22 protein-coding genes are annotated in these 26,566 nt (G+C 63.5%); 10 read left to right on the plus strand and 12 right to left on the minus strand.

What is annotated here, in order from left to right; all coding sequences use genetic code 11:
- The first annotated feature begins 222 nt into the window (after window positions 1-222).
- Window positions 223-1,428 (plus strand): CaiB/BaiF CoA-transferase family protein, encoded by a 1,206-nt coding sequence (locus FFI89_RS28735; protein ID WP_138830888.1) that lies wholly within the window; start codon window positions 223-225, stop codon window positions 1,426-1,428.
- Between the two features lie 23 nt (window positions 1,429-1,451).
- A complete protein-coding gene (locus FFI89_RS28740; RefSeq protein WP_138830889.1) occupies window positions 1,452-2,099 on the plus strand; it encodes a glutathione S-transferase family protein in 648 nt (215 codons plus the stop codon).
- A gap of 9 nt (window positions 2,100-2,108) precedes the next feature.
- On the opposite strand, the gene FFI89_RS34615 is transcribed toward FFI89_RS28740, so the two are convergent.
- From FFI89_RS34615 to FFI89_RS28760, 5 genes are all read right to left on the minus strand, one after another.
- Window positions 2,109-2,276 (minus strand): hypothetical protein, encoded by a 168-nt coding sequence (locus tag FFI89_RS34615; protein ID WP_168213086.1) that lies wholly within the window; start codon window positions 2,274-2,276, stop codon window positions 2,109-2,111.
- Between the two features lie 13 nt (window positions 2,277-2,289).
- On the minus strand, window positions 2,290-3,714 hold the full coding sequence (locus tag FFI89_RS28745; RefSeq protein WP_138830890.1) for an MFS transporter: 1,425 nt from the start codon (window positions 3,712-3,714) through the stop codon (window positions 2,290-2,292).
- Window positions 3,715-3,804: 90 nt separating this feature from the next.
- The gene (locus FFI89_RS28750) at window positions 3,805-5,040 is read right to left on the minus strand and encodes a flavin-dependent oxidoreductase (protein WP_138830891.1); all 1,236 of its coding nucleotides are present in this window, start codon (window positions 5,038-5,040) and stop codon (window positions 3,805-3,807) included.
- Between the two features lie 86 nt (window positions 5,041-5,126).
- The gene (locus FFI89_RS28755; RefSeq protein WP_246669286.1) at window positions 5,127-6,668 is read right to left on the minus strand and encodes a hypothetical protein; all 1,542 of its coding nucleotides are present in this window, start codon (window positions 6,666-6,668) and stop codon (window positions 5,127-5,129) included.
- 221 nt (window positions 6,669-6,889) lie between these two features.
- Window positions 6,890-7,855 carry a hypothetical protein gene (locus FFI89_RS28760; RefSeq protein ID WP_246669542.1) on the minus strand — a complete coding sequence of 322 codons (966 nt, stop codon included), beginning with the start codon at window positions 7,853-7,855 and terminating at the stop codon, window positions 6,890-6,892.
- 307 nt (window positions 7,856-8,162) lie between these two features.
- On the opposite strand from FFI89_RS28760, the gene FFI89_RS28765 reads away from it, so the two are divergent.
- The 3 genes from FFI89_RS28765 (at window position 8,163) to FFI89_RS28775 (ending at window position 10,135) form a co-directional block, all read left to right on the plus strand.
- Window positions 8,163-8,537, plus strand: coding sequence for a Crp/Fnr family transcriptional regulator (locus FFI89_RS28765; protein WP_138830892.1), 375 nt, complete (start codon window positions 8,163-8,165; stop codon window positions 8,535-8,537).
- A complete protein-coding gene (locus tag FFI89_RS28770) occupies window positions 8,534-9,346 on the plus strand; it encodes an MBL fold metallo-hydrolase (RefSeq protein WP_138830893.1) in 813 nt (270 codons plus the stop codon). Before FFI89_RS28765 ends, FFI89_RS28770 begins: the two co-directional genes overlap by 4 nt.
- Before the next feature lie 174 nt (window positions 9,347-9,520).
- The gene (locus tag FFI89_RS28775) at window positions 9,521-10,135 is read left to right on the plus strand and encodes a glutathione S-transferase family protein (RefSeq protein WP_138830894.1); all 615 of its coding nucleotides are present in this window, start codon (window positions 9,521-9,523) and stop codon (window positions 10,133-10,135) included.
- Window positions 10,136-10,275: 140 nt separating this feature from the next.
- Here FFI89_RS28775 and FFI89_RS28785 read toward each other — a convergent pair whose 3' ends face one another.
- From FFI89_RS28785 to FFI89_RS28795, 3 genes are read right to left on the minus strand one after another with little or no spacing between them, the layout of a single operon-like run.
- Window positions 10,276-10,773 (minus strand): TPM domain-containing protein, encoded by a 498-nt coding sequence (locus FFI89_RS28785; protein ID WP_138830895.1) that lies wholly within the window; start codon window positions 10,771-10,773, stop codon window positions 10,276-10,278.
- A 14-nt stretch (window positions 10,774-10,787) separates the two neighbouring features.
- The gene (locus tag FFI89_RS28790; protein WP_138830896.1) at window positions 10,788-11,696 is read right to left on the minus strand and encodes a YgcG family protein; all 909 of its coding nucleotides are present in this window, start codon (window positions 11,694-11,696) and stop codon (window positions 10,788-10,790) included.
- Between the two features lie 33 nt (window positions 11,697-11,729).
- Complete coding sequence (locus FFI89_RS28795) at window positions 11,730-12,350, minus strand: LemA family protein (RefSeq protein ID WP_138830897.1); 621 nt, start codon at window positions 12,348-12,350, stop codon at window positions 11,730-11,732.
- A 280-nt stretch (window positions 12,351-12,630) separates the two neighbouring features.
- On the opposite strand from FFI89_RS28795, the gene FFI89_RS28800 reads away from it, so the two are divergent.
- Genes FFI89_RS28800 through FFI89_RS28810 form a run of 3 tightly spaced genes read left to right on the plus strand, consistent with a single transcriptional unit; the run spans window position 12,631 to window position 15,786 of the window.
- On the plus strand, window positions 12,631-13,422 hold the full coding sequence (locus tag FFI89_RS28800; protein WP_371722540.1) for an enoyl-CoA hydratase: 792 nt from the start codon (window positions 12,631-12,633) through the stop codon (window positions 13,420-13,422).
- 19 nt (window positions 13,423-13,441) lie between these two features.
- The gene (locus tag FFI89_RS28805) at window positions 13,442-14,575 is read left to right on the plus strand and encodes an acyl-CoA dehydrogenase family protein (RefSeq protein WP_138830899.1); all 1,134 of its coding nucleotides are present in this window, start codon (window positions 13,442-13,444) and stop codon (window positions 14,573-14,575) included.
- Between the two features lie 14 nt (window positions 14,576-14,589).
- Window positions 14,590-15,786, plus strand: coding sequence for an acyl-CoA dehydrogenase family protein (locus tag FFI89_RS28810; RefSeq protein WP_138830900.1), 1,197 nt, complete (start codon window positions 14,590-14,592; stop codon window positions 15,784-15,786).
- 110 nt (window positions 15,787-15,896) lie between these two features.
- Here FFI89_RS28810 and FFI89_RS28815 read toward each other — a convergent pair whose 3' ends face one another.
- The 3 genes from FFI89_RS28815 to FFI89_RS28825 all read right to left on the minus strand — a co-directional run bounded on the left by FFI89_RS28815 (window position 15,897) and on the right by FFI89_RS28825 (window position 22,021).
- A complete protein-coding gene (locus FFI89_RS28815; protein ID WP_138830901.1) occupies window positions 15,897-18,221 on the minus strand; it encodes a xanthine dehydrogenase family protein molybdopterin-binding subunit in 2,325 nt (774 codons plus the stop codon).
- Between the two features lie 115 nt (window positions 18,222-18,336).
- Complete coding sequence (locus tag FFI89_RS28820; RefSeq protein ID WP_138830902.1) at window positions 18,337-19,212, minus strand: dihydrodipicolinate synthase family protein; 876 nt, start codon at window positions 19,210-19,212, stop codon at window positions 18,337-18,339.
- Window positions 19,213-19,363: 151 nt separating this feature from the next.
- On the minus strand, window positions 19,364-22,021 hold the full coding sequence (locus FFI89_RS28825; RefSeq protein ID WP_246669287.1) for a M1 family metallopeptidase: 2,658 nt from the start codon (window positions 22,019-22,021) through the stop codon (window positions 19,364-19,366).
- Window positions 22,022-22,257: 236 nt separating this feature from the next.
- Between FFI89_RS28825 and FFI89_RS28830 the strand changes: the two genes are divergently transcribed.
- The gene (locus tag FFI89_RS28830) at window positions 22,258-24,006 is read left to right on the plus strand and encodes a peroxidase family protein (RefSeq protein WP_138830904.1); all 1,749 of its coding nucleotides are present in this window, start codon (window positions 22,258-22,260) and stop codon (window positions 24,004-24,006) included.
- A 40-nt stretch (window positions 24,007-24,046) separates the two neighbouring features.
- Window positions 24,047-24,460, plus strand: a complete 414-nt coding sequence (locus tag FFI89_RS28835; protein ID WP_138830905.1) for a hypothetical protein — start codon at window positions 24,047-24,049, stop codon at window positions 24,458-24,460.
- An 8-nt stretch (window positions 24,461-24,468) separates the two neighbouring features.
- Here the strand turns inward: FFI89_RS28835 and FFI89_RS28840 are convergent, their stop codons facing one another.
- Window positions 24,469-26,550 (minus strand): BTAD domain-containing putative transcriptional regulator, encoded by a 2,082-nt coding sequence (locus tag FFI89_RS28840; protein WP_168213087.1) that lies wholly within the window; start codon window positions 26,548-26,550, stop codon window positions 24,469-24,471.
- Window positions 26,551-26,566 lie beyond the last annotated feature (16 nt).

Genomic DNA, 26,566 nt, shown 5'->3' on the forward strand with positions numbered 1-26,566 from the left:
CGGACGCCGTCATTCCGGGATGGTGCGTTAGCACCAGACCTGAGGGGTGCAATTGCACCCGGGGAATCTCGAGATTCCGGGTTCGATGCTTCGCATCGCCCCGGAATGACACTGACGCACCCCGTTGCATCATGCCCCCGACATGGGTCAAATGGCGTTTGAACCGGATCACTCATCGCGATAATCAACAAAACCAACAAACGTCACGGGAGCGGCGCCGCCATGGAAAAAGGTATTTTTGAAGGCCTCAAGGTTCTGGACTGCGCGAGCTTTATCGCAGCCCCCGCGGCCGCCACCGTGCTGTCGGATTTCGGCGCCGACGTCATCAAGATCGAACCGCCCGGCGCCGGCGATCCCTATCGCAATCTGCCGAACTTGCCGGGCTACCCCCACAGCGAACACAATTTCGCGTGGCTGCTGGAGGCCCGCAACAAGCGCAGCCTCGCGCTCGATCTCTCGAAGCCCGAGGGCCAGGCCGTGCTGCACAAGCTCGCCGCCGAAGCCGACGTCTTCATCACCAACTATCCGCCGCCGGTACGTGAACGGCTAGGGATTACCCACGCCCATCTGGCGCCGACGAACGAGCGGCTGATCTACGCGTCGTTTACCGGCTACGGCGAAAAGGGCGAGGAAGCCAACAAGCCCGGCTTCGACTCTAACGCCTATTGGGCGCGCTCGGGCCTGATGGACCTGGTGCGCGCCGACGAACACACCACGCCGGCGCGGTCGATCGCCGGCATGGGCGACCACCCCTGTGCGATGGCGTTCTACGGCGCGATCGTGACCGCGCTCTACAAGCGCGAGCGCACCGGCAAGGGTTCGCATGTCTCTTCGAACCTGATGGCGAACGGCGTCTGGGCCGCCTCCGTGCTGGCGCAAGCCAAGCTGGTCGGCGCGAAATTCGGCGAACGGCGTCCGCGCGAGCGCGCGCTGAACGCGGTCACCAATCACTACCAGTGCAAGGACGGACGCTGGCTCATTCTGTCGCTGCTCAACGAGGACAAGCAATGGCCGACGCTGGCGCGCATCCTCGGACGCGAGGATCTGGTCACCGATCCGCGCTTCGAGACCAAGAAGGAACGCCATGCGCGGTCGCTGGAACTGATCAAGATCTTCGACGAGACCTTCGCCACCAAAGACCTCGCCGAGTGGCGGCAACTCCTCGACGGCAACGGGCTGGTGTTCGGCGTGGTCGGCATTCTCGACGACATTCCGCACGACAAGCAGATGATCGAGAACGAAGTGCTGGTGCCGTTCGAGAACGACACCATGCTGACCATCAGCAGCCCGATCTGGGTCGACGGCAGCAAGAAAGTCCAGCCGCGCAAGCCGCCCGGCGTCGGCGAACACAGCGACGAGATCTTGCGCAACGCCGGCTATGACGAGGCCGCGATCAAGAAGTTGCGGGCGGCCGGCGCGGTCGCCTGACAGCTCTCGGAGAAGGACCGATCATGTCCACCTATCGCCTGCACTATTTCCCGGAGTCGGGGAACAGCTACAAGCTCGCCTTGATGCTGACCCTGTGCGGCGAACGCTTCGAACCGGTGTGGACCGATTTCGCCGGCGGCGCCACGCGAACGCCGGAATGGCGGCGCGACGTCAACGAGATGGGCGAAATTCCGGTGCTGGAGGTGGACGGCGAGCGCCGCACCCAGACCGCGCCGATCCTGCTGCAACTGGCCAAGCAATACGGTCGGTTCGGCGGCGAGACCGAGCAGGAACAGTTCGAGCTGTTGCGCTGGCTGTTCTGGGACAATCACAAGCTGACCGGCTATATGGCGAGCTATCGCTATTACCGCGCGTTCACGCCGACGCCGGACCAGCACGTGCTTGCGCATTTTCGCCGGCGGCTCGACGACTTTCTGTCGATTCTCGAAGCGCATTTGCAGAAGAACGCTTTCGCCATCGGCGAACGACCGACGATATCGGATATTTCAATGATGGCCTATCTGCATTATCCCGCCGACGAAACCGGATACGATCTGGCGGCGAGCCATCCCGCCATCAGCGCCTGGCTCGGGCGGATGGCACAGTTGCCGGGCTGGAAACCGGCCTACGACCTGTTACCCGGCAAACGAATGACGCATTACGCCAACTAGGTTCACCGCTCAGCCGCGAAGCCACATCCAGGCGATACCAAACACGACCACACCGGCAATGACGGTAACCGCGACCGCCCAGCTGCTGACGCGAACGCTGCTTATTTTCTCGCGCCTGGCTTCATTCTCCGCGATCTCGCGATCGCGGTCTTTGTTCTCCTGGTCGGAAAAGCTCATCGCCGGTCTCCGCTCAGTTCGCTGCTGCTGCCGTGTCTAGCCTGGCATCAATCGATGACGGCCGATCGGCGCCTTTGCCGCCGCTCATGCCGGCGAGCCGGCTCAGCGAGAATGCCGCCAGCGCTGCACACATGGCGGCCGTTGCCGCCGCCATGAAGACCGATCCGGTGCTCCACTTCGCCGTCAACAGCGCCCCGCCCACCAGCGGCCCGATGATCGACCCGACCCGGCCGATACCGAGCGCCCAACCGACGCCGGTCGCCCTGACGGAGGTGGGATAGAATCCCGCCGCCAGCGCATTGGCGGCAATCTGGCCGCCGACGATGCAGAACCCGGCCGCGAAGATGGCCGCCGTCACGAGCGCGACGGAGTGACCGAGCTGACCGATCGCGCCGACGGCGAATACGGCGACAAAATACACAAGTGCCAGCGCGCGGAACGAGAAGCGGTCGATGATGCTGCCGAGCGCGAAGGTTCCGACCACGCCGCCGACCTGCAGCATCGACCCGATCAGAGCGGCCGAGGAAACCGAGGCGCCGAGATCGTTGAGCACGGTCGGCAGCCAGTTCGACAGAAAATAGAGATCGAGCAGGCTCATGAAGAACACCACCCACAGCAACAGCGTGGGCAACGTCCGCCCTTCCCGGAACAGATGCAGCACCGGCATCCCGGCCAGTTGCGGCTCTTGCACGACGAACTGTGTCGCGGGCGTAAAACCGGCTTTGGGATTGATCCGCCCGAGCAGTTCGGCAACCCGCGCCGGCGCCTGCCCGGTGAGCGCAAGGAAGCGCACGGATTCCGGCAGCCGCAGCGCCAGGATCGGCGCCAGCAACAGCGGTGCTGCGCCGCCGACGGCGAACACCGAGCGCCAGCCGAATTGCGGGATCAACGCCGCCGCGAGCAGCCCGCCGAGCGCTGCCCCGATCGAGAATCCGCAGAACATGACCATCACCATGGTGGCGCGGCGGCGATGCGGACTGAACTCGGATGTCATCGCGATCGCATTCGGCATCGCGCCGCCGAGACCGAGACCGGTCAGAAAGCGGATTGCCAGCAGCGCGTTGACGTCAGCGATGAAAGCCGTCGCGAACGTGCCGATGCCGAAGGCCAGCGTCGAGAAGATGATGATCCGCTTGCGTCCGATCCGGTCCGCCAGCGGCCCGAAGATCAGCGCACCGATCATCAGGCCGAACAGTCCGGCGCTGAACACCGGCCCGAGCGCGGCCTTGCTCAGGCCCCACTCTTTCGCGAGTGCCGGCGCGACATATCCGATCGCCTGGGTGTCAAAGCCGTCGAGAAACAGCACCGCGGCGCAGGTCAGCAGCAATTTGATCTGGAAACCGCCGACCGGCTGCCGGTCGATAAAGCCGACGACATCGACAGGCGATGCGCCGGCGACATCGACTGGGCCGTCACCCTGCGCCTGAGAACCTGCCATGCCGTCTTCTCCCCCAAAACGCCGAACCGCGGTTCTTGCCGACCGCATTGTCTCAGCCTAACTCGATTTCCGACACCGCTGCGGGAATTCTCACCCGCGCAATGCTTCCTTCGAATAACCCGCGATCCGCTTGTAGCCTTCGGACAGCCCCGCGAGTTCCTTGCGGCTGATGACGTCCTCGATCGTCTTGAAAGGGCGGTCCCCGGTGCGTTCGAACACCTCGCGCAGGATCGCATCCGGTGGATTGGTGCGGTTGGTGAGCACGATCCGCGTGGTGGCTTCCAGCCGCTGGTTTTCGTAAGCCGCAAGCGCGGCTACCGGATCGGCATGGTCGCGCAGCGCCGTCGTGAGCGCGCGCGCATCCAGGATCGCCTGGCCGGCACCGTTGGAACCACGCGGCACCATCGGATGCGCCGCGTCGCCAAGCAGCGTGATCCGGTCAAAACTCCAGCGCGGCAGCGGATCCTGGTCGACCATCGGGAATTCGAGCACATGATCGGCGGCGCGGATGAGGGCCGGCACATCGAGCCACTCGAAATGCCAGTCGGAAAACGCGCCGATGAAATCGTCGAGCGAGCCGGACCGGTTCCAGTCGCGCTTGCGATAGACAGGCGTCTCGATCTCGGCGACCCAGTTGATCAATTGCTTGCCGTCGGCGCCCGCGGGTCGGATCGGATAGATCACCATCTTGCCGTGCGACATCCAGCCGGCGCGCACCATGCTGGCGCCCGACAGCATCGGTTTCCAGCGGGTGACGCCGCGCCACATGTTGATTCCGGAATAGCGCGGTTCGCCTTCATCGGGATAGAACTGCTTGCGAACCGCGGAATTGATCCCGTCGCAGGCGATCGCCACGCGGCCGCGCAAGGTGGAGCGGTTCGAGCCGCCCGGGCCGTCGGAAAATGTCACGGCGACGCCAGCCGCATCCTGCTCGACGCCGACGCAATGCCGGTTGGTCAGCAACCGGTCGCCCCCGGCACGCGCGACGAAAGCATCGAGCAAGACCCGCTGCAGGTCGCCGCGGTGAATGGAGAATTGCGGATGATCGTAGCCCGCCGCGCGGCCAAGCGGCTCCTGGTAGATCAACTGGCCGAAGCGATTGAAGAAGGTCGCATCGGTGGTCGCGATCGCGACTTTGGCCAGCGCGCTCTCCAAGCCGAGCGCGGCCAGTTCTTTGGTCGCATGCGGCAGCAGGTTGATGCCGACACCCACCGCCTTGATCTCGGCGGCGGACTCGAAGATGCGGCAGGGAATGCCGGCCTCATGCAGCGCCAGCCCGAGCGTCAGCCCGCCAATGCCGGCGCCGACGATAATGACCTCGTCCATGCTTCTTCCCTGCGAAATAATTTGAAGCATAAAATAGGATTAGTAAGCCTACTGTCAATTGCGCCGTGGAGCCAAAATGGCCGGTTCTAACGGCTTTTGACGAAGCACATGCCCATGCGCGAGGTCTTGCCGGCGGGCTGGCAGGTGAGGCCCTCGGCGCAGCCCCAGGAATTGAAGCTCCGGTCGTTGTCGGCGGTCTTTGGGCTTCGGACATAGCAATGCGCCCCCCAGCCGTCGCCATATTCGGTGCCTGCGAGTTCCGCACCGCCGCGCGATTGCGGGCGGCTGGAGAAGCCGCGGGAATAATCCGGCGGCCTGCCGTCGCGCAGCGCGGTCAGAATATCGCGACGCCTGACCTGGTCGCCGAAGAAATGCGGCGACGCCGGCACCACGGTCGAATTCGACGGCTTTGCTGTCATCCAGTCGACGCCGGGGAAATGGAAGCCGCCGATGCCGCGCGTCTGGTGGCAGCCGGAACAGGTGACGTCGTTCAGCCGGCGCTCGAAGCCTCCGACCGAGCGGATGTTTTGCAATGCCACGCCGTCAGCCGATGCCTTTCGCAGCGCCGCCACGATGTCGGCCTCGGCGAATACGGGGTTGGCGGTTGCCCCCTCGCCTTGCAGCAGGCCGAACTCCGGCTGCAGATCCGATGGATCGAACCCGGCCGGCGTCGGCGCAATCGCGCCACGCGCGAGAAATTTTTCCGGGATCAGGGCCGTGCCGCGATCGAACTCGACGAGATGCCGGGGATCGAGCAGCCAAGCCTTGAACTCGCGTTTCAGGCTGTCGTCGGCCAGAATACGATCGCGGTCGATCTGGTTTTCCATCGGCGCTTCCTGAAACAGGTGCGCCTGCGGATCATAGCGAAACACCTTCAGCAGATAATCGGTGCGGAAATCGCGAACCGCCGATTTCGGCGCATGCGCGATCTGAAGATTGGTTTCGATGCGATCGATATTGGCGTAGCCAATCGGGTCGAGCGGACCGTCCTTTGCCAGCAGCTTTGCAGCAAGTTCGGTACCCGTCAGCACCAGGTCGCCTGCGGCCAACCAGCGTCTGGCGATTTCGGAACATACGATCGCCTGACCTTCAACCCTGGCCTTCAGCACGAGGTTCAGCGTCATCGGCAACCGTGGCGAGGCGGTGTTGTCTTCGCTGTCGGGCACATTGATGCGGGTCAGGCGGTAGATCAGCCGGATCTCGCCGCAGTCTGCTTGCGAGACATAGGCGCGGTCCATCCGGTTGACGATGCCCGCCAGCACGAAGCGCGTATCGGGGGAATAGAGCCATGCGCGGTCGAATAGCTGGAAAGCAAAACCGTCGCCGACGCCGATCGTCTCATTCGGCAGGCTTTTCTGGTGCCTCGCCACGTAGCGTTCGAACTCGCCGTCAACCGCCTGCCGGACCGGCAGCATCGACGGCAAGGCGAAGAGCTCACTGTCGGTGAGCGGAATATTCGCCGACCGCTCCGGCAGCAGCATGCGGCCGATGCCAAATTTGCCGCGGTCGAGTTCACGCAACGCCGCGGGATCGACAATGGCGGTGCCGCGCTCCAGCGGGGCGGCCGATGCTGAGCGATCCGGCACGGCGCCGGCAAACAGAAGCAGAGCGATTAGAAGGTAGCGCACGCGCAAACTAGGTCCTGACCAATGCCGCCACCAGGAGGCGCCACCAGGAGGCGTCTTGGGCGGCGTTTGCGTTCAGGAAATTAGCCGAAAAGCATCCCGGCTGTCTCGCGACAATCGGGATGCGGTTTCACGCGAGAGTGAAGGAATATTCGTAATCGGGCGAATCATCGCCGATCCACACCCATCCTCGGGCCACGCCCGAGGACTTCGCGGATCGCACGTTAACGCGAGATCAGGCCCTTGCTGGTCACGACCACCCATTTGCCATCCTGCCTGCGGATGGCATCGACACGACCGAGACCGGGGACTGGATCGCCGGCATAAACTTCAAAGATGCCCTGACGGCCTTCGATCAGTGCGCCGCCATTGGCGACGTCGCGCAGCACCCAGCCTTCGACCCGCGGCAGCCTGCTGACGTCGAGCTTGGGCGCAGCGGCCGCGGGCGCGGCAGCCGCAACCGTCGCCGGCTGCGACACCGAACCCGTGACTTCCCTCGCCTGGGCCGGCGCCGCGGCGGCGACAGGGGCAGGCGTGGCGCGGAGCTTGTCGACGGCTTCGCTGAGCTTGGCGAGTTTCGCGGCGGGTTCAGCCTGCGCCTTCTCGACCTTGTCGAGGCGATCACTGGCCTTGTTGAACTGGCCCGTCGCCATCTTCGAGGTGTGCTCGACGCCGGCCTTGAGCGCGACGATATCGGCATCGATCCGTGCAATCGAGGCTTCCAGCGCGCTGGCGTTCGCAGCCGCGGCATCCCCGCTGATCATATGCCCGAAACCGGCAGTCGCCAGCGCGCCACCCAACGCCCCCGCAACCGTCGCCAGCGCCACCACGGCCGCCATCGCCGACATCCGGCGCTTGCCGGAGGATCCCTCGCCCGATGCCGCTTCGGCCTTCGCACCGGCGTCCACGCGCTCGCCAGGCGACATGATCATCATCTTGCCGGACAGGTGCGACGTCTCCGGCTTGGCAGCGTCCACCTTCGGAACTTCCGGCTTGTTCGCTTCGACCTTGGGCGCATCAACCTTGAAAGGCTCGACCTTGGGCATTTCAGCCTTCGGTACATCAGCCTTGGGCGCATCAGCCTTCGGTACGTCGGCTTTGGGCGAAGTCTCTTCCTGTTCGGGCGCGAGCCTCGGGGACTCGACCTCGGCCGCGGCCCTCACCGGCGCGGACATGTCGGAAGCAGCCATCCCGGCGCCAACGGTTCCGGTTTCAGCGCTGGTCGGCTCGGGCTTGAGATCGATCACATCAAATACTCCAGGATTGGTTGACCTTTTGGTAACTTTTATTGCTTGCGAAATCGTTACCGGGCGCGGGCTTACCGAAATTTTAGGAAGTCATCCGGGCCGGTTTTGTGGCCGCAAGACGGCGGCCGCGCGGCCGGCGGCATCCGAACCCCGGCCATGCTGCTCTGCGGCAATCCCTGGCAGCTCCGTTTGCGCCGGCGGGTTTACCGACTAACATGCCGCCACCAACAAGCCAGAAGGCAGGGGCGCCATGACGATCGAGAAATGCATCAACGAGTTTGATGTAGATGACGTCATTTTCGAGGAGGGATCGACCGGGCGCGAGCTGTTCGTGGTGCTCGAAGGCGAGGTCGAGATCGCCAAGATGAACGGCGCGGCCAAGACCGTCATCGTGACGCTCGGCAAGGGCGAGTTCTTCGGCGAAATGGCGGTGATCGACGGCTCCTCGCGCTCGGCGACCGCGATCGCCGCGGCACCGCACACCCGCGTGATGCGGATCAACCATGCCCGCTTCGTCTATCTGGTGAGCCAGCAGCCGGCGTTTGCGCTGATGATCATGGATGCGCTCTCCAAGCGGTTGCGCGCCTCGAACGCCATCACCTTCAAAGCCGCGGCCACTACATGAGCGACCGCAAGCCGAGCCCGTTCAAGATATTGCTCGACAGCGACGTCTGCACGCTGATCCAGGCCGCCGAAGACGTCTATCAGATCCGCTTCAAGAACCGCGCCGCCAACGCCTATCTGGTGCGCGGCAGTTCGCGCACCATCATGATCGATGTCGGGCTGTCGTCGAACTATCCGCATCTTCTGACATGCCTCAACCATGTCGGTTGCCCGCCCGAAAAAATCGACATGGTGGTGTTGAGCCACGAGCATCTCGATCACATCGGGGCGGCCTGGCATTTTTCGGGCCGCACCTTCATCGCCGCGCATCGGCTGGCCGCCAACAAGATCATGCTGCGCGACGACTTTTCGATGCTGCGCAAGATGTTCAACGAGCCAAACGTGCCGATCAACGTCGATATCTGGCTCGAGGAAGGCAACCTGATCGACCTCGGCAATTTCCGGCTCAACGTGATGTACACGCCGGGCCACACCTCGGCCTGCATCACGCTGTTCGACCAGGACAAGGGATTACTATTCGCCGCCGACACGCTGATGCCCGGCGGCGTGATGGGCGGCGTGTTCGGCTCGGGCAGCATCGCCGACTACATCCAGTCGCTGGAGCGGCTCAAGGGCCTGAACTCGAAGATCCTGCTGTCGGGTCATGGCCGGCTGTCCGACACGCCGCAAGACGACGTCCGGATCGCGATCCAGCGCTCGCACACGCTGCTATCGGATACGGCGCAACTGTTCGACGCGCTCGACGCACGCTCGAACTTCGAACCGATCATGCAATCGGTGCGCGACCTCAACAAGCTCGACGACGGCTAGCGAACGATCTCGACGTTCCGGATTTATTCCCCGCAACCGCTGATTTTCGCGTGATGCTGAATCACATTCGGCGAAGCGGAACGTGTGAACCGTCCATTTGACAAATGCCGCGGCGGCCTGTTCAAAAGCAGCCAATAAACGGCGCCATCAAAAATCAACGGGAGAGAATGCACCATGAAGCTCTACGACTCGGTCGGACCGAACCCGCGCATTGTCCGCATGTTCATGGCGGAAAAGGGCATCGAAATGCCGAAGCAGGCGGTCGACCTGCGCAAGGGCGAGAATCGCGAGGCCGAACACCTGAAGCGTAATCCGCACGGCCAGATGCCGACGCTCGAACTCGACGACGGGCATTATCTCTCCGAAATCACCGCGATATGCGAATATCTGGAAGAGAAGAATCCGAAGCCGGCGATGATCGGAGCGACGGCGGAAGAACGCGCCGAGTGCCGTATGTGGACGCGCCGCGTCGACCTCAACATCTGCGAGCCGCTCGCCAACGGCTACCGCTTCGGCGAGGCGCTGAAGTTTTTCGAAAAGCGCATTCTCTGCGTCCCCGAGGCCTCGCCTGGCCTGAAGCAGATCGCCGCCAACCGCCTGCAATGGCTCGATGGCCAGATGGCGGACGGCAGGGAATACATCTGCGGCAAGCGCTTCACGCTGGCGGACATCCTGCTCTATTGCTGGCTCGATTTCGGCAACCAGGTCGGCCAGCCGCTGGACACCACCAACGCCAATATCGTGGCGTGGATGGCGCGTGTCGGGGAAAGGCCTTCGGCGAAGGCTTAGGATAAGGTCATTCCGGGGCGATGCGAAGCATCGAACTATGATGTGCAATTGCACATCTGAGAATCTCGAGATTCCCCGGGGGGGGGCAATTGCACCCCCGAGGTTCGATGCTTCGCATCGCCCCGGAATGACGACCAAAGCTAAATCACCACCGGTGCGTCCGGCAGCTCATTGGGGCCGCCGCTGCTTCTCGGAAAATGCGCTGCCATCTCGCGCGACACCGCCTCGATCCCCTTGATCGCGCCGGCTTCGAAGTTCTTCGCCCTGAAGTCGGCTTCCATCGCGGCACAGATCTTCTCCCAGCCGGCGGTGCCGACCTTGGCGTCGATGCCGCGGTCGGCGACGATCTCGACATTGCGGTCGGCGAGCAAGAGATAGATCAGCACGCCGTTGTTATGGGCGGTGTCCCAGATCCGCAATTGACCGAAGATATCGAGCGCCCGGTCCCGCGCCGACTGGCCGCGGAACAGCGGTGCGCCGTCGAGCGCGCCTTCCACCACAAAACGCACCTGCCCGGAATGCGTGGCTTCGCCGGCCTTGATCGCAGCTTCGATCGCGGCCAGCACGCCGGGCGGAAAATATCGCCGCTGCCACCAGTGATGATGCAGCAGATGCTTGCCGATGCGCGCAATGCCCATGTTCCCAGCTCTCTCTACCAGCTGCCGGACGCGCCGCCGCCGCCGAAGCTGCCGCCGCCACCGCCGCTGTCGCTTGAACTGCTGGAGCTGCTCGACCAGTCGCTGCTGCCGCCGCCCGACCAGCCGCTGCTACTGCTCCGGCCTCCACCACCCGTGTTGTTTGCAAAATCTCCGACCAGCGCAAAGATGAACACAATGATCGCCGCGAGCGCCGCCAACACCAGCGATTGAATGAAGAACCAGGCGAGTAAGCCGACGATACCGCCGGTCGCGATCGCGCCCATCAGCCGGCCGAGCGTGGCCCGCATCGCGGCGCCGACGACAAAAATCCCGAAGATGATGAACGGATTGAATGGATTGACATGGTCCAGCAGCCAGGACGGCTGGATGCCCTGCTGCGGCTCGCTCTGTGCCGGCGCGGGCAATTTCTCACCCTCGACGATCCGCATGATGCGGTCGACGCCTGCGGAAATGCCGCCGGAGAAATCGCCATTCCTAAACCGCGGCGTGATGATCTCGTCGATAATGCGTTTGGAAGTCACGTCGGTCAGCGCGCCTTCGAGGCCGTAGCCGACCTCGATCCGCAGTTTGCGGTCGTTCTTGGCGATGACCAGAAGCACGCCGTCGTCGATCTTCTTGCGGCCAATCTTCCAGGCTTCCGCGACCCGGAGCGAGTATTGTTCGATAGCCTCACCGTCCGTCGTCGGGACGATCAGCACCGCGAGCTGACTGCCCTTCCGGGCTTCGAATGCCCGGATGGTCTGGTTCAGGGCACTGACATCGTTGGTGGACAGCGTGCCGGTTTGATCGACCACCCGCCCGACCAGCGGCGGAACCGCGACGTCGGCGTGCGCGAAATCGGCAGCGACCGCGAACGCCCAGCACAGCAGCAGCGCAAGAAAGGAAGCTCTCGCAGCATTCATCGCGATTTGTCGGTTGCCGGCACGTTGGATCGGCTATTTCGAGGGCGCTGCGGGCGCCGCCGGAGCCGGATTGAAATCCACCTTCGGCGCCGTCGAGATTTCCTTCTCGTTCTCGACCGTGAAGTTCGGCTTTTCCTTGTAGCCAAACGCCATCGCGGTGAGGTTGTTCGGGAAGGTACGGATGCCGACATTATAGTCCTGCACCGACTTGATATAACGGTTGCGCGCCACGGTGATGCGATTCTCGGTGCCTTCGAGCTGCGCCATCAGGTCGCGAAACAGCGCATCCGATTTGAGCTGCGGATAGTTTTCGGTCACGACCAATAGTCGCGACAATGCGCTGGAAAGTTCACCCTGGGCGGCCTGGAATTTCTGGAACGCGGCCGGATCGTTCAGCACTTCCGGCGTCGCCTGGATGCTGCCGACCTTGGCGCGGGCGTTGGTGACCCCGAGCAGCACATCTTTTTCCTGCTGGGCGAAGCCCTTCACCGAATTGACGAGGTTGGGCACCAGATCGGCGCGGCGCTGGTACTGGTTGACCACTTCCGACCAGTTCGCCTTGACCTGCTCGTCATTGGTCTGGATCGCGTTGTAGCCGCAATTGGTCAGGCTCAACGTCGCCAGCGCCGCCAGCACGGTCCATAACTTTCGCATCGAAATTCTCCCGGTAAATCTGCGGTCAACATATCAGAACGGTATGAGGGTCCATACTCCTACTTCGTCATTCCGGGACGATGCGAAGCATCGAACCCGGAATCTCGAGATTCCGGGTTCGCTTCGCGCCCCGGAATGACGGCGGCGTAGTGATTCAATCCCCTTGCCTATCATTCGCCGACACCACAACATGGCCGGATAACAATAAAGGGAGGGCCGATTGACCGCTTATCAGACCATCGTGGTGGAGCGGCCCGAGCCTGGTATCGCGCGAATCGTGATGAACCGGCCCGAGGCGCGCAACGCCCAAAACCTGCAAATGACCTACGATCTCAACGCTGCCTTCGACGAGGCGGTGCAGGACGACGCGGTCAAGGTCATCATTCTCGCCGGCAATGGGCCGCATTTCTCGGCCGGGCACGATTTGCGCCCGGGCGCCAAGAATACCGCCGGCGTTGATTTTCCGCCGGTCGGAAATTGGGGTGGTTTCGCCGAACCCAACGCCCATGGTCGCTTCGCCCGCGAGCAGGAAATCTATCTGCAGATCACCCGGCGCTGGCGCAATCTGGCCAAGCCGACGATCGCCGAAGTGCACGGCAAATGCATCGCCGGCGGCCTGATGCTGGCCTGGGCCTGCGACCTCATCGTCGCCAGCGCCGATGCCGAATTCTGCGATCCCGTGGTCACCATGGGCGTCTGCGGCGTCGAATGGTTCGTTCATCCCTGGGAGCTCGGTCCGCGCAAGGCCAAGGAATTGCTGTTCACCGCCGACGTCTGGAGCGCGGAGGAAGCGCACCGGCTCGGCATGGTCAACCATGTCGTGCCGCGCCCGGAGCTTTCATCCTTCGTCCTGGCGCTGGCGCGGAGGATCGCCGCAAAACCTTCGTTTGCGCTGAAGCTCACCAAGGAAGCGGTCAATCGCTCGGTCGACGTGATGGGACAGCCCGCGGCGATCGAGCAGGCGTTCGCGCTGCATCAGCTCTGCCATGCGCATAATCTGCAGGAATTCGGAATGGTCGTGGACCCCGCGGGCCTGCATCCGTCCGTCAGGAAACCGGCGCAAACCAAATAACAAAAGCAAAGAAGATCAGATGGACCTCACCTTGAGCGACGAGCAGCGGATGCTGCGCGAAAGTGCCGACCGCTTTGTCACCGAGACCTACAATACCGATCATCGCAAGCGGTCGGCGAACGATCCGCGCGGCTTCGGCACCGGGATCTGGAAGCAGTTCGCCGATCTGGGCTGGCTCGCGCTACCGATCAAGGAGGACCACGGCGGGCTTGGCGGCGGCGCCATTGAGATCGGTATCCTGATGGAAGCATTCGGACGCGGCCTCGTCTCCGAGCCTTATCTGTCGACCGTCGTAATCGGCGCGTCATTGATCGCGGAATGCGGCTCCGAGGCGCAGAAGCAAGCGCTGCTGCCCCACATCGCCGACGGTTCGCTTTATCTCGCCTTCGCGCATTCGGAGCGGCAGGCCCGCTTCGATCTCGCCGACGTCAAGACGACGGCGAAGAAAACACCGGAGGGCTGGCGCCTCGATGGCCACAAGACCGCCGTGCTCGACGGCAACGCCGCCGGACAGATCATCGTCTCCGCCCGCATGGATGACGGCAAGCTCTGCCTGTTTCTGGTGCCGCAAGGTGCGCCCGGTCTTACCGCCCGCGATTTCCCACGGCTTGGCGGCGGCCGTGCCTGTAACCTCGATCTCAGGGATGTGCGCCTGCCCGCCGACGCCCTGCTCGGCGACGGCAGCGACGTGTTGCCGGCGATCGAAGGCGTGGTCGATCGCGCGATGGCCGCGCTCGGCGCCGAAGCCGTCGGCATCATGCAGACCCTGCTCGACCAGACCCTCGAATACACCAAGATCCGAAAGCAATTTGGACGGCCGCTGTCCGCCAACCAGGTGATCCGTCATCGGCTGGCCGACATGGCGATGCAATGCGACGAAGCCCGCTCGATGGCGTTGCGCGCCGCGCTGATGGCCGACGCTGAACCGGTGGCGCGTGCGCGCGCCGCTTCCGGCGCCAAGGCCAAGATCGGCAAATGCGCCCGCTTTGTCGCGGAGCAATCCGTACAGCTTCATGGCGCCATGGGAGTCACCGACGAGCTCGACATCGGTTCCTACTTCAAACGGTTGCTCGCCTTCGACACGCTGTTCGGCGGCAGCGCCCATCATTATCGCCGCTATGCCGCCCTCGGCGGCCGTACCGTTCAAGCCTGATATCGGAGCGCAACATGGATCTCACCTTTAACGCCGACGAGCGCGCTTTCGAGAAGGAAGTCCGCGACTTCATTGCCGCCAACCTGACGCCGGAGATCAAGCGCGCGACCGCGCTGACGCCATCGGTGTTCTCCGACCCCGATATCGGCATGGCCTGGCAGCGAGCGCTGCATAAGAAGGGCTGGGGCGCGCCGGGCTGGCCGGTGGACCATGGCGGCCCGGACTGGACCCCGGCGCAACGCTGGATTTTTGAGGCCGAATGCGCCCGCGCCGGCGTACCGAATGTGAATGTGATGGGCGTCAAGATGGTCGGCCCCGTGATCATCGGCTTCGGCTCGCCCGAGCAGAAGAACTTCTATCTGCCAAAAATTCTCTCCGGCGAGGATTACTGGTGCCAGGGCTACTCCGAACCGGGTTCGGGGTCCGATCTGTCCTCGCTGAAGACCCGCGCGGTGCGCGACGGCGACGATTACATCATCAACGGCACCAAGATCTGGACCACGCACGCCCATCACGCCAACCGTATGTTCGCGCTGGTGCGCACTAACGAGACCGAACGCCAGCAGGACGGCATCAGCTTCATCCTGATCGACATGAAGAGCCCGGGCATCACCACGCGACCGATCCTCACCATCGGCGGCGACCACGAGGTCAACCAGGTGTTCTTCGACGACGTCCGCGTCCCCGTCGCCAACCGCGTCGGTGAGGAAGGCAAGGGCTGGACCTATGGCAAATACTTGCTCGAATTCGAGCGCGGCTCCGGCATTGCGTCAGCCAAATTGCGCGAGGCGCTGAAGACGATTTCCGACCTCGCGGAGTCCGAGGCGACCGGCCGCGCGATCGACGACCCCGATATCGCGGTGCGGATGTCCGAGATCGAGGTCGATATCGACACGCTGGAAATGACCGAACTGCGGGTGCTGTCGGCACTGCAGACCGGACAGAATCCCGGCGCGGTGTCGTCGCTATTGAAACTGCGCGTCAGCGAAATTCGCCAAGCGGTCACGCGGCTCGGCGTCGAAGTGATCGGCAATGACGGGCTCTATGTCGAGCCGATCCGTCCGCTCTACCGGCTGAACGAGGCGCCGGGAATTCCGGAAGAATTGCTGCCGGTGGTGCCGGAATATCTCAACAGCCGCGCCTATACGATCTTTGGCGGCTCGTCGGAGATCCAGCGCGATATCGTCGCAAAGATGGTGCTGGGGCTTTAACTACCGTCGTTCCGGGGCGATGCGATAGCATCGAACCCGGAACCTAGAGCTTATCTTACACGATCGAGATTCCGGGTTCATCGCTCCGCGATGCCCCGGAATGACGGGAGCTACACCCCCGCCTTCGCGTCCCGGATCGCCTGCCAGATCTTGGCAGGCGTCAAGGGCGTGTTGAGCTGCTTGATGCCGAGTTCACTGAGCGCATCCATCACGCCGTTGGTGACGCAGGGCGGGCCGCCGATGGCGCCGGATTCGCCGCAGCCCTTGGCGCCGAGCGGATTGGTCCGGCAGGGTGCGGAATCGTCGAGCGTCACAGCGATCGGCGGGATGTCGTCGGCGCGCGGCACGCAGTAATCCTGATAGCTCGCGGTCAGCAACTGACCTTCCTCGCTATAGGCGACGCCCTCGTACAGCGCTTGCCCGATGCCTTGCGCGACGCCGCCATGGACCTGGCCGGTCACCAGCATCGGATTGACGGCGATGCCGACATCGTCGACCGTGGTGTAGCGCACCACCTTGCTGACACCGGTCTCGGGATCGATCTCGACTTCGCAGATATGCGTGCCGTTCGGCCAGCTCGGGCCGTCGACTTCGCCTTCCGAGTCGACGGAGAGTTTGGCGCCGTCTTCCTTCTTGGCGATCTCGAACAGGCTGATGCGCCGGTCGGTGCCGACCACCGAGAGCCAGCCGTCGCGGTATTCGATGTCCTCGACGGAAGTTTCCAGCACGTTCGAGGCCTTCTCGCGCGCTTTCGTGATCATATCATTGGTGGAGACCGCGACCGCCGTGCCGCCGACGAACAGCGAGCGCGAACCGACGCTGCCGAAACCGGTCGCGAGATCGGTGTCGCCCTGCACCACGTCGATCTTGTCCATGGGGATGCCGAGCGACTCCGACACCATCTGGGTGTAGGTGGTCTGCAGGCCCTGCCCCATCGCCATGGTGCCGGAGTGCAGGATGATGCGGCCCTCGGCCGTGGCGTGCAGCGAGACCTTTTCGGTATGCGCGCGGCCGCCGGTCCATTCGATGTAGCTGGTCAGGCCGCGACCGTAGAGCAGGCCCTTCTTCTTCGCCGCCTTCTTGCGCGCGGCAAAGCCGTTCCAGTCGGCGAGATCCGAGGCGCGCTCCAGCATGTGGGCGAAGGCGCCGGAATCGTACACCTGGCCGACCGCGTTGGTGTAGGGCAGTTGCGCCGGCTTGATGTAGTTGACCTTGCGAATGGTGCGCGGATCCATGCCGATCTGGCGCGCGGCCGCATCCATCAGCCGCTCGACGATGAACACCGCCTCTGGCCGCCCGGCACCGCGATAGGCACCGACGGGTGCGGTGTTGGTCATCACCGATTTCACCTCGAAATGCACCAGCGGCAGATCATAGACGCCGGTCTGCACGAACGGTCCGAGCACCAGCGGGATGATATTCGCCGTGCCGGAGGAGTAAGCGCCGGTACCGCCGACCGAGCGAACCCGATAGGCCTGCACGCGGCCCTTGGCGTCGAGCGCGAATTCGCCGGTCGAGGTCAGGTCGCGGCCGTGGGTGCCACCGACGAACTCGTCGGTGCGGTCGCCACGCCAGCGGATTTTCCGCGACAGCTTGGTCGCCGCATAGGCAACGATGCCGTCTTCCGGATAAAGGCTGGTCTTCTGGCCGAAACCACCGCCGATGTCGCCGACCAGCACCCGGACACTCTCCTTCGGCCGCTTCAGAATCGATTCGGCGAGCAGATCGCGGGTCGAACCCGGCGTCTGCGACTGCACATGCAGGATCAGCCGGCCGGTCTTCTTGTCGATCTCGGCAATCGTCGAGCGCGGCTCCATCGCCGACGGGATCAGCCGCTGGCTGACCAGGTCGAGCGAGACCACGTGCGCCGCGCTGGCAAAGGCCGCCTCGACCTTGGCCGCGTCGCCATAGCTCATGGCGGCAACGATGTTGTCCGGCGCTTCGGGCCACACCACCGACGCACCCGGCTTGATCGCTTCCAGCGGATCGACCACCGACGGCAGCACAGCGTATTCGACCGTGATCGCTTCGGCCGCGGTCTGCGCCAGCACGCGCGAGGTCGCCACCACGGCCGCCACGGCCTCGCCGGCGAAGCGCACAACCTCATGGGCAAGCAGCCGCCGCGGCGGCACCGTCATCGGCTTGCCGTCCGGCCGCTTGAAGATCGCCAGCGTCGGAAGGGTGCCGATATCGTCCTTGATCAGGTCGGCGCCGGTATAGACCGCTTCGACGCCTGGCATCTCGGTCGCGGGCTTGGTATCAATCGAGACGATTTTGGCGTGGGCATGCGGCGAGCGCAGCACGTAGAGCCACAGCGCGCCCTCCTCGGGCTTGTCGTCGATGAACTGCCCCTTCCCGGTGAGCAGTCTCTGGTCTTCCAAACGCTTGACCGGCTGGCCCGCACCAAAACGCATATTGCCGGGAAGAATGTTCATCAGTTTGTCCTTCGAGCTTCTTGTCGGATTGGGCGGGGTTTTAGCGGGTTTTGGGAAGGAAACAACTCGGTCTGGAAGGGACGAGGTAATGCGGTTTATGCAACTCGCAAGCCAGTTAGCCGACATCCCGCAAGGCTTGTTCGACCACCTTGCGCTGGTCGGCCGTCAGCGCCGCCTGCGGCGGAACGGGGTCGCCGACCGGATAGCCCTGGATCTCGAGCCCGGCCTTGATGCAGGCCGCCAGGTTGAAGCGCGCGAAGGCCTCGTTGATGCGCCACAGCTTGCGCTGAAGCACCATCGCCTCATCCCAACGCGCTGCCTTGCAGAGGTTGTAAAGTTCGACGCTCTGCCGTGGAATGATGCAGGCCGGTCCCGCCATCCAGCCCAGCCCGCCGATCAGCATCACCGCCGCCGGGATATGCGCGGAGGCCGAGAACACTTTGATGCTGTCGCCGCACCGGTTCATGATCGACAGCAGCCGGCCGGTATTGGTGGAGGCGTCCTTGATGTAGCCGATACGCGGATGGGTCGCGAGCCGCGCGATCACGTCCAGTGTCAAATCGGAGCGCTGGAATTGCGGGTTGGTGTAAATCACCACCGGGATATCGACGGCGTCGGCGATGGCGCGGAAATAGGATTCGATCTGCGCGTCAGCGACCGGAAAGTACGCCTCCAGAATCGCAAGGATGCCGTTGGCGCCGAGCCTCTGATAGGCCTTCGCCTGCGCCACCGCGTCCGCCGTCGAGGTCGAGGCGACACCCGCGATGACGGGCACGCGGCCTTTCGCGGCCTCAATCGCGGTTTGCACGACGCTCGTGCGCTGCGCCTGGCCGAGATAGGCGAACTCGCCGGTCGAGCCCAGCGGCGTCAGCCCGTGCACGCCTGCCTTGATCAGATCGTCGCACAGCCGTCCCAGCACCTCAGTGCGGATCTGGCCGGACGGATCGATCGGGGATACGAGATAGGGAAAGACGCCGTGGAAATCAGCCATGGTAGGGATGTTGCCTCAGCCTGAAAAATCTGGCCGCCATGGCTACCCGGAATGCGGGGGCATGGCAACGATCGCAGAGCAGCGAGATCCCCACTGGCTCAACCGATCGAGCAAGACTTCGTCCAGATGAAGGCGAAGCGCCGCGGCCGGATCAATTTCGCTGCCTGATCCAGGCATCGACCGCCGGCAGCGCCCGTGCCTTGAGGTCGGCCGAGATCGCGATCGTCTCCGTTGCCCGCGCGGCCATCACACGCCCGCCGGAAGTTGCCTGCGCAGGGGCAAACGCGGCCAGTTCGGCGACATGGCCGTCGTCGCTGAAATTGGTCATGAAGTTTGCGATGAACTGGTCGCGGAATTGCGGCCCCTGCTTTGCGAACAGCGCATCGTAGTTCTTCTGCAGAAAGTCCCAGGCGAGATCGGGCTGTTCGCCTGACGCGGCGACCGAGTTGATCAGGCCGGTGACGATCGTGCCCGGCACCTCGTCGGTCAAAGCCAGCGCCAGCGTGGCGCGCGCCAACGACACGTCACGCGCGCTGGCGGCGGCGAAATAGTAACGCAAGCGCTCGTTGGTCACGGTGCTCTTGCGCGCGAGCGCCAGCAACGTGTCGTAGGTGGCGCGGTCGGCCGTGATGCCGACGATATGGGTGACCGCATCGCGCAGCGCGGCGGGGAGCGATTTCGGATCCTGCAGGAAGCCCGCAAAGCGCCGCTTCGCCTCGGCGATGATCTCCTCGTCGCCGAATTCGCCGAGCACCCGGATCAGACTGGCGCGCAGTAACGTGTTGTCGTCGTCACCCGAACCGCTGCCCTCCCAGCCGAGCCGGTCGAACACCGGGCGCAACGTTGCCCGGGCATAGCCTTGAATCGCCGGGCGCTCGGCGCGGTCGCGCGCGAGACGGTTGAGCGTGGTGAACACGGTGATCACCTGATCCCAGACCGGGCGGCGATCGTCGGCGCTGACAGCCTCGACCAGCGTGAGATAGGACGGCGGCGCGGCGCGCCCGGCCGCCACCATCGCCCAGCTGTCGGTGAGAAAGTTGACGCGATCCTCGGCCGACATCTGCGGCAGCGATTTCGCCAATGCCGCCCGGCTGATCGGCCCGTATTCGACCCGGTAATAGCCGATATCGCCTGAATTGACCTTGATCGGTTCGCCGCAAGACCGGGCCGGGATTTCCATAGAGCCCTGAAGCAGCACGACCTCCGGCGACGACGTCGGGCGCAGCGGCCCGACAGCAACAGGGACCTGCCAGTTCCGGGGCGGAAGGGCGGCGGCGCCCGCCGGCGCGATCACGAAACGATCCTGCCGCAGTGTCAGCCGCTGCTCGTCACCGCTGCAGCTCGTCTCGGCCATGACCAACGGCACCCCGTCCTGCTCGGTGAAGGAGGCGGCGATGCCGGTCACCGGTTTATGGGCGGCACCCTCCAGCGCCTGCCAGAGATCGGCGGTGGTGGTGTTGCCATAGGCATGTGCGGCCATGTAGGCGCGGATGCCGTCGCGAAACGCCGTCTCGCCGAGGTAATTTTCCAGCATGCGGATCAATGCCTGACCCTTGTTGTAGGTGATGGCGTCGAACGCCACCATCGCCTCGCTCTCGTCGGTGATCGGCTGCTGGATCGGGTGCGAGGTACGCCGCGCGTCGAGCGCCAGGGCATATTGCTTCTGGGCGTAACCGTTCAGCCAGCTCTGCCATTGCGGGTAAAACTGCTCCGAGGCCTTGGTCGCCATCCAGGTCGCAAAGCCTTCGTTGAGCCAGAGATTGTCCCACCATGCCATGGTGACGAGATCGCCGAACCATTGATGCGCCATTTCATGCGCGATGATGCCGAAGATGCCGCGCCGCGCGCTATCCGGATTCGTCGCGGGATCGAACAGCAGCCGGCTCTCGAAGAAGGTGATGCCGCCCCAGTTCTCCATCGCGCCGCCGAAGCCGCCCGGCACCGCGATCAGGTCGAGCTTGGGCAGCGGGTATTTGACGCCGAAATAATCGTTGAACCAGGACAGCAGTTTGACCCCGCTGTCGAGGGCGAACTGTCCCTTCGCGGCCTTGCCCGCGGTGGCGACGACGCCGACCGTGACGCCGTCCACCTCCGCCGTGATCCGCTCCAGCTCGCCCACCGTCAGCACGAACAGATAGGTCGACATTTTCGGCGTTGTTGCGAAAGTGACTTGCTTCAGATTCGGCTCCAGCGGCTGCTCGCGCACTACCGGCATGTTGCCGACCGCGAGAAAATTCCGCGGCACCGTTACCGTCCACGCGAAGCTTGCCTTGAAGACGGGCTCGTCCCAGCACGGAAATATCCGCCGCGCATCCGACGGTTCGAGCTTGCTCGTGAGCAGGCGCTTCACGCCGTTATCGGTCGGATAGTCGACGAAGAAGAAGCCGCGATCGAATTTGTTGATCTGCGCCGCAAATTCGATGCGGAGCCGGTGAGGGCCTGTGGCAAGCGGTTGCGCGAAGGTGAACGTGGCGGTCTCGGTACCGGCATCGAGCGCGATGTCGGCGCGCGTCGTGTCGTCGTCGACGGTGACGGCCGCAAACGTCGTGTTGACGGCGTTGAGCGTCAGTCGCGCGGTGGGCGCGCGCACCTCGATATCGACGATTTCCACGCCTGGTAGCGCAAGGCTCGCGATGTCGGGTTTGAGCTCGATCGCATAGTGGACGGGAACGATCGCCTTCGGCAATTTTCCCGGCGTGCCGTCGAAGGAAAAAACCGGCTCCGCGCAAGCGGCGCCGGATATCGAAAACACCAGCTCGAACGCTGCAGCGAGCCGTCGCAGCGCCTGCGATATCGCAATCGTGTTCACGCCAAACTCCTTCGTCATTCTACGCGCCAAGCGCGCGGGCGCCATTCTGCGCGCCAGGCGCGCGGCATCATATTCGTGTCCGTCGTTCGGCCATAGGCAAAAGTGCCAGCCACCGCACCAACCGGCGCGCCGCAAAGATGTCCACAGATGTCCACAACCTCTAACGATTTAGCTCACGATAATTTCACGACCTTCCCAGCAGTCTCCGGGCCGGACCAACAAGCGAGATACTGTCGATGGCGGTACAGAAGGTCGCTGAAGCTTCCACTCTCCAGACTTCTGGAACTGAAGCGCGCAACGCTGCTCAGCCCGCAGCAGCTCCCGGCTTTCGCCACTTCCTCCATACGCCACTGCCTTCGCAACGGTTTCGCGTTTTCGGGATCGACCCGCTGGAATCTCCCGCGCTGCAGTCGAGACTGCGCGGACTGATGCACCGCCTGTCGCGGCGGATGGATGCCGAAATATACTGGCCGCAGCATAGCGACGGAGCGGCCGAACACTGGGAAAACCCCCGCATCCCTTCCGGTTACACCTACCTGCTGCAGTTCGTTGCGCACGACCTGGTTCATTCGGCGATCCCGCTTTCGGTGGCCGGAACGCTCGGCGCCGGGACCGCCAATGCGCGCCGCATGCCGCTTCGGCTCGAAACCCTGTTCGGCAGCGGTCCCGTCGGATCGCCGCATATTTATGCACTCGACGCCCCGAATGACGACCGACGCACGAAGCTGCGGCTTGGGCGGATGCGCTGGAAAGAGAACGAGCCCGCGACCGGTTGCCCGTTCCGCGACATCGCGCGGACCGGGGCTGAGAACGTGACCGGGATCGACCGCAGCATCGCAGGCATGCGGGTTGCTCTCACCGAAGCGCTGGTCGCGGATCCCCGCAACGACGACCACGCCGTGATGTCGCAACTGACGGCGCTGTTCTCGCTGCTTCACAACAGCTTGATCGATCACGTCCGCCGTCAGGAAAGAAGCCACGGTCCGAACGAGCGGTTTGGCGCCGCCTACAAGCGCTTCCGGTGCGTTCGGGAAGCCGTTACCGCGATCTATCACAACATTCTGCGCAACGACCTGATGCGGAGGCTGATCCATCCGACGATCTATGCAGCCTATAGCGGACCAACGCCGAACTTCATCGACCGGCCGGGTCAATCCGCCAGGGACTCCGCGACCGGCTGGCAAATTCCGTTCGAATTCTCGCACGGCGCGTTTCGGTTCGGCCACTCCATGGTGCGGCCCGAATACAATATCAACGACCTGTCCAACCAGGACCTCTACAACACCCTCGAAAAGACCTCCGCGAACGATCCGGTCAACATGCCGCTCGACGAGACATGGATGATACGGTGGTCGCATTTCTTCCGGATCAACGGATCGAAGCCGAATTTCAGCCGGCGCATCGGTCCGTATCTCAGCGACGGATTGGGCAACGATCAGATCTTTCCGGCGTTCGACGAGACCGAACGGGTGGGCTTGCTGTATCGCGACCTGCTCGGCGCCGGGCTCGCCGGCATGTGGTCGGTAGACGCGCTGATCGCCGAGATCGCCGCGCGCAGACCGCACTTCATCGCCATGTCGCGCCTGCTGTTCGATCGCGACTATCGCATCAGCCAGCTCCGCGAATGGCTTGCCGCCGCGCCGGCCTATGGCAAGCTGACGGACGAGGACATCGAGACGCTTTCGAACGATCCGCCGCTGCCGTTCTTCATCCTGTTCGAAGCCATGCTGCAACCCGGCGCGGAAGGACTGCGCCTTGGGCCGCTCGGCTCGATCATGGTGTCGGAAGTGATATTCGGCGCACTCGCCGGCGATCCGCGCACATCCAACGGCGATTCACTGACCGATCAACTGGCCGATTTGTCCCGCAACTATTACCCGGCAAATTTTTTCCAGGACATTCCCGATATTTCGAGCATGGCGCAGCTGGTGGAATTCACCGCCGAAATTGCCGAGCTGAAGCAAGCCGTGCCCGCATTTCTGTGAGCAGAATTGTCTGCCTCACGCAACCCGGAGGAGCAAGACCATGCAGCGCATCGAAAGGCTACAGGTGACCAACCACGAACGTTGGGGCAAGCTGGTGAAGACCTGGGCGACCGGCCAGAACTACCTCGACGACGACAACACCTATCCGCTGCCGGAGACGATGGACGAGTTCAAGGAACAGCTCGCCAAGGCCCAGGTATTCGCGACCGTGCCCGAGCGCTTCAAGCAAATCCAGTTTGTGTCTTCGGACCAGGAGACCATCCTCGTACGCTTGCCGCCGAAAGTGATGATCGAAGACTCCGAGGCCCTGCTCAACCAGCCCGGATCGACCTACCCGCTGCCGCCGTTCTACAAACGCCTGTTCAACGGCATGGATCCCGTGATCTCGGAAGAAGAGAAGTTCCGGGTGCATGCCGAGCGTATCGGCGACTACACCATCAGCATCTGCGCCTGAGGTCGGGGTCAGAGCCGAGTGATGCTTTCGACAGGAAGCCCTGCGCCACCCAAGGCAGAGCGCAGGGTTTCCCACCTCGAATCTATGTTGATGGGGTGCGCCTGCAGAAGCCAGCGCGTGACGGCCTCGTCGGTGGGCGCTGCCGGGCCGACCCAGAAGGAACGTATCCCATTGAGGAACCGCTGGGCCTCTTCGCGTGCGGTCTCGGTATTTCCCAGCTTATACAGCGCCGCCGCTCGCCATGCCGGCAAGGTCTTGATGACGCCATGCGCCCGGCCACTGGCTTCCATCGAACCGGCATAGTCACCACACAAAAAGGCGATGATGGACTGGTACCCCCATTCGAGGCCGGATGGCGCCAGCGAAAGCGCATGCGCCTGACGGGCGCGCAGTTCTGCCTGATCGATCGATCCACAGAACGCGCAATAGGCCGCACAGGACAGCAAGGTCCACGGATCGTTGTCGTTCAGCTCGCAGGCGAGTTCCATGTGCGGCGCCGCTTCGGCCTCACGTCCTACCATCACATGGGACCAGCCGCAGCACAGATGCGCCCTGGAATCGACGGGGTCGAGTTGAACGGCGGTCTTTGCCAGTTCGAGGGTCGTCCGCGCCTTTTCGAGATCGTGAAACAAGCCCGGATGCACAAAATGTTCAATGTTGTTCATTTGCACGAGGCTGCTGTAGCACGGCGAGAAAGTCGGATTTTCGCGGATCGCATCACGAAAGATGGTGACGGCCCGCTGCCAGCTCTCCGGATCGAACTTCGTGATGAGATTTTGCCCGCGAAGCCAGCGGTCGTGCAGATCGAGCGAAACGTCGGGTTCGCCCGCGAGCCGCATCAGCCGCTCGGTCGACAGTTGCACGTTCAGCGAGGTCGCGATGCGGCGGATGATCCGCTGCTGGGTTTCGAACCAGTTGCTGAGACCGAGGCGGAAGCTTTCGCTCCACACATAGATTCCGGTGGTATCGTCCCGCAGCACCATCACGATGTTGATTTCGGCGCCTGCCTGGTAGGCGGTGGTTTCGATGCAGTATTGCGGCGCCGCGCCCGGTGCCGGAAGCACGTCGGCGGCCGGCGCGCGATCGACAACGCTCCATTCGCGGAAGCGAACGAGACATGCGGCGAGATGCTGGGAGAAGCCCTGCACCAGATGGCCGTGGTCCTCGTCGATGCCATGCATTGCAAAGGGCCGCAGCACCAGAAGCGTCTTGACGGGTGCATTTGATAACGACGAGGCCGCAGGAACGGGCTGGAGACCGGATCCGTTGACTGCCCGGGCCGCCAATACGCCATTCTTCGCATGGGCGCCGCGATCGGTCAGCGGCTGCTCGAAAATGCCGAGCTTGATGCTGGCAACGAGCTCTTCAGTCTGCGACGACGGCTCCATACCGTAATCGCGATCCAGCAGGTCCCATAACGATTTGTAGATGCGCAGTGCGCCCGCAATATCCCCTTCCTCGGCATGCGCCCGCATCAGGTAGCGGCAGGCATGTTCGTGGGTCGGATCGAGGTTGACGATCGCCGCAGCGAATTTCTTTTTGGTGTCGCGCGGGACGTTTGCGCCGATCAAACCGGCCTCGAGGCTTCGCATCAGCCGCTCGTGGATCGTTTGACGCTTGGCCAGCACCCAAACGCGAAAAGACGGATCGAGATCGTCCATGCCTTCGAGCAACCGCTCGTCAAGCGCTGGCGCATCGAGCAGCAGGGGATGGACCCGCTCGTTTTCAGCCTGCTGAAGCACGCTCTCGATATCGACTTCCACTCGCCCGATGTTGATGCCGATCATCAACCGCTCGGCGACGAAGCCGCCAAATCCGGCCTCCTCCAGCATCGAACGCAATTCGCGAACGACCTGACGCAGCGAGGCGCGCGCCTTTTCCTCGTCCGACCGACTCCACAGCAGGCCGACCAGCCGTTCCCGGCTTTCCTGTTTGGTATCCGACAGCGCCAGATAACCGAGGACCGCGGCGGCCTTGCGGGTGCGCAAATCGATCGGCCGGCCGTTGAGCTTCAAGCCGAAACGCCCGACCAGCGACACCGACAGCCGCGGGGCATTTTCGCGTGCCATCGCGGCTTCGTTTGCTGTCATGGCACTTGCGCTGCCT

Origin of the sequence: Bradyrhizobium sp. KBS0727 (assembly GCF_005937885.2) — a bacterium.
Lineage (GTDB): Bacteria > Pseudomonadota > Alphaproteobacteria > Rhizobiales > Xanthobacteraceae > Bradyrhizobium.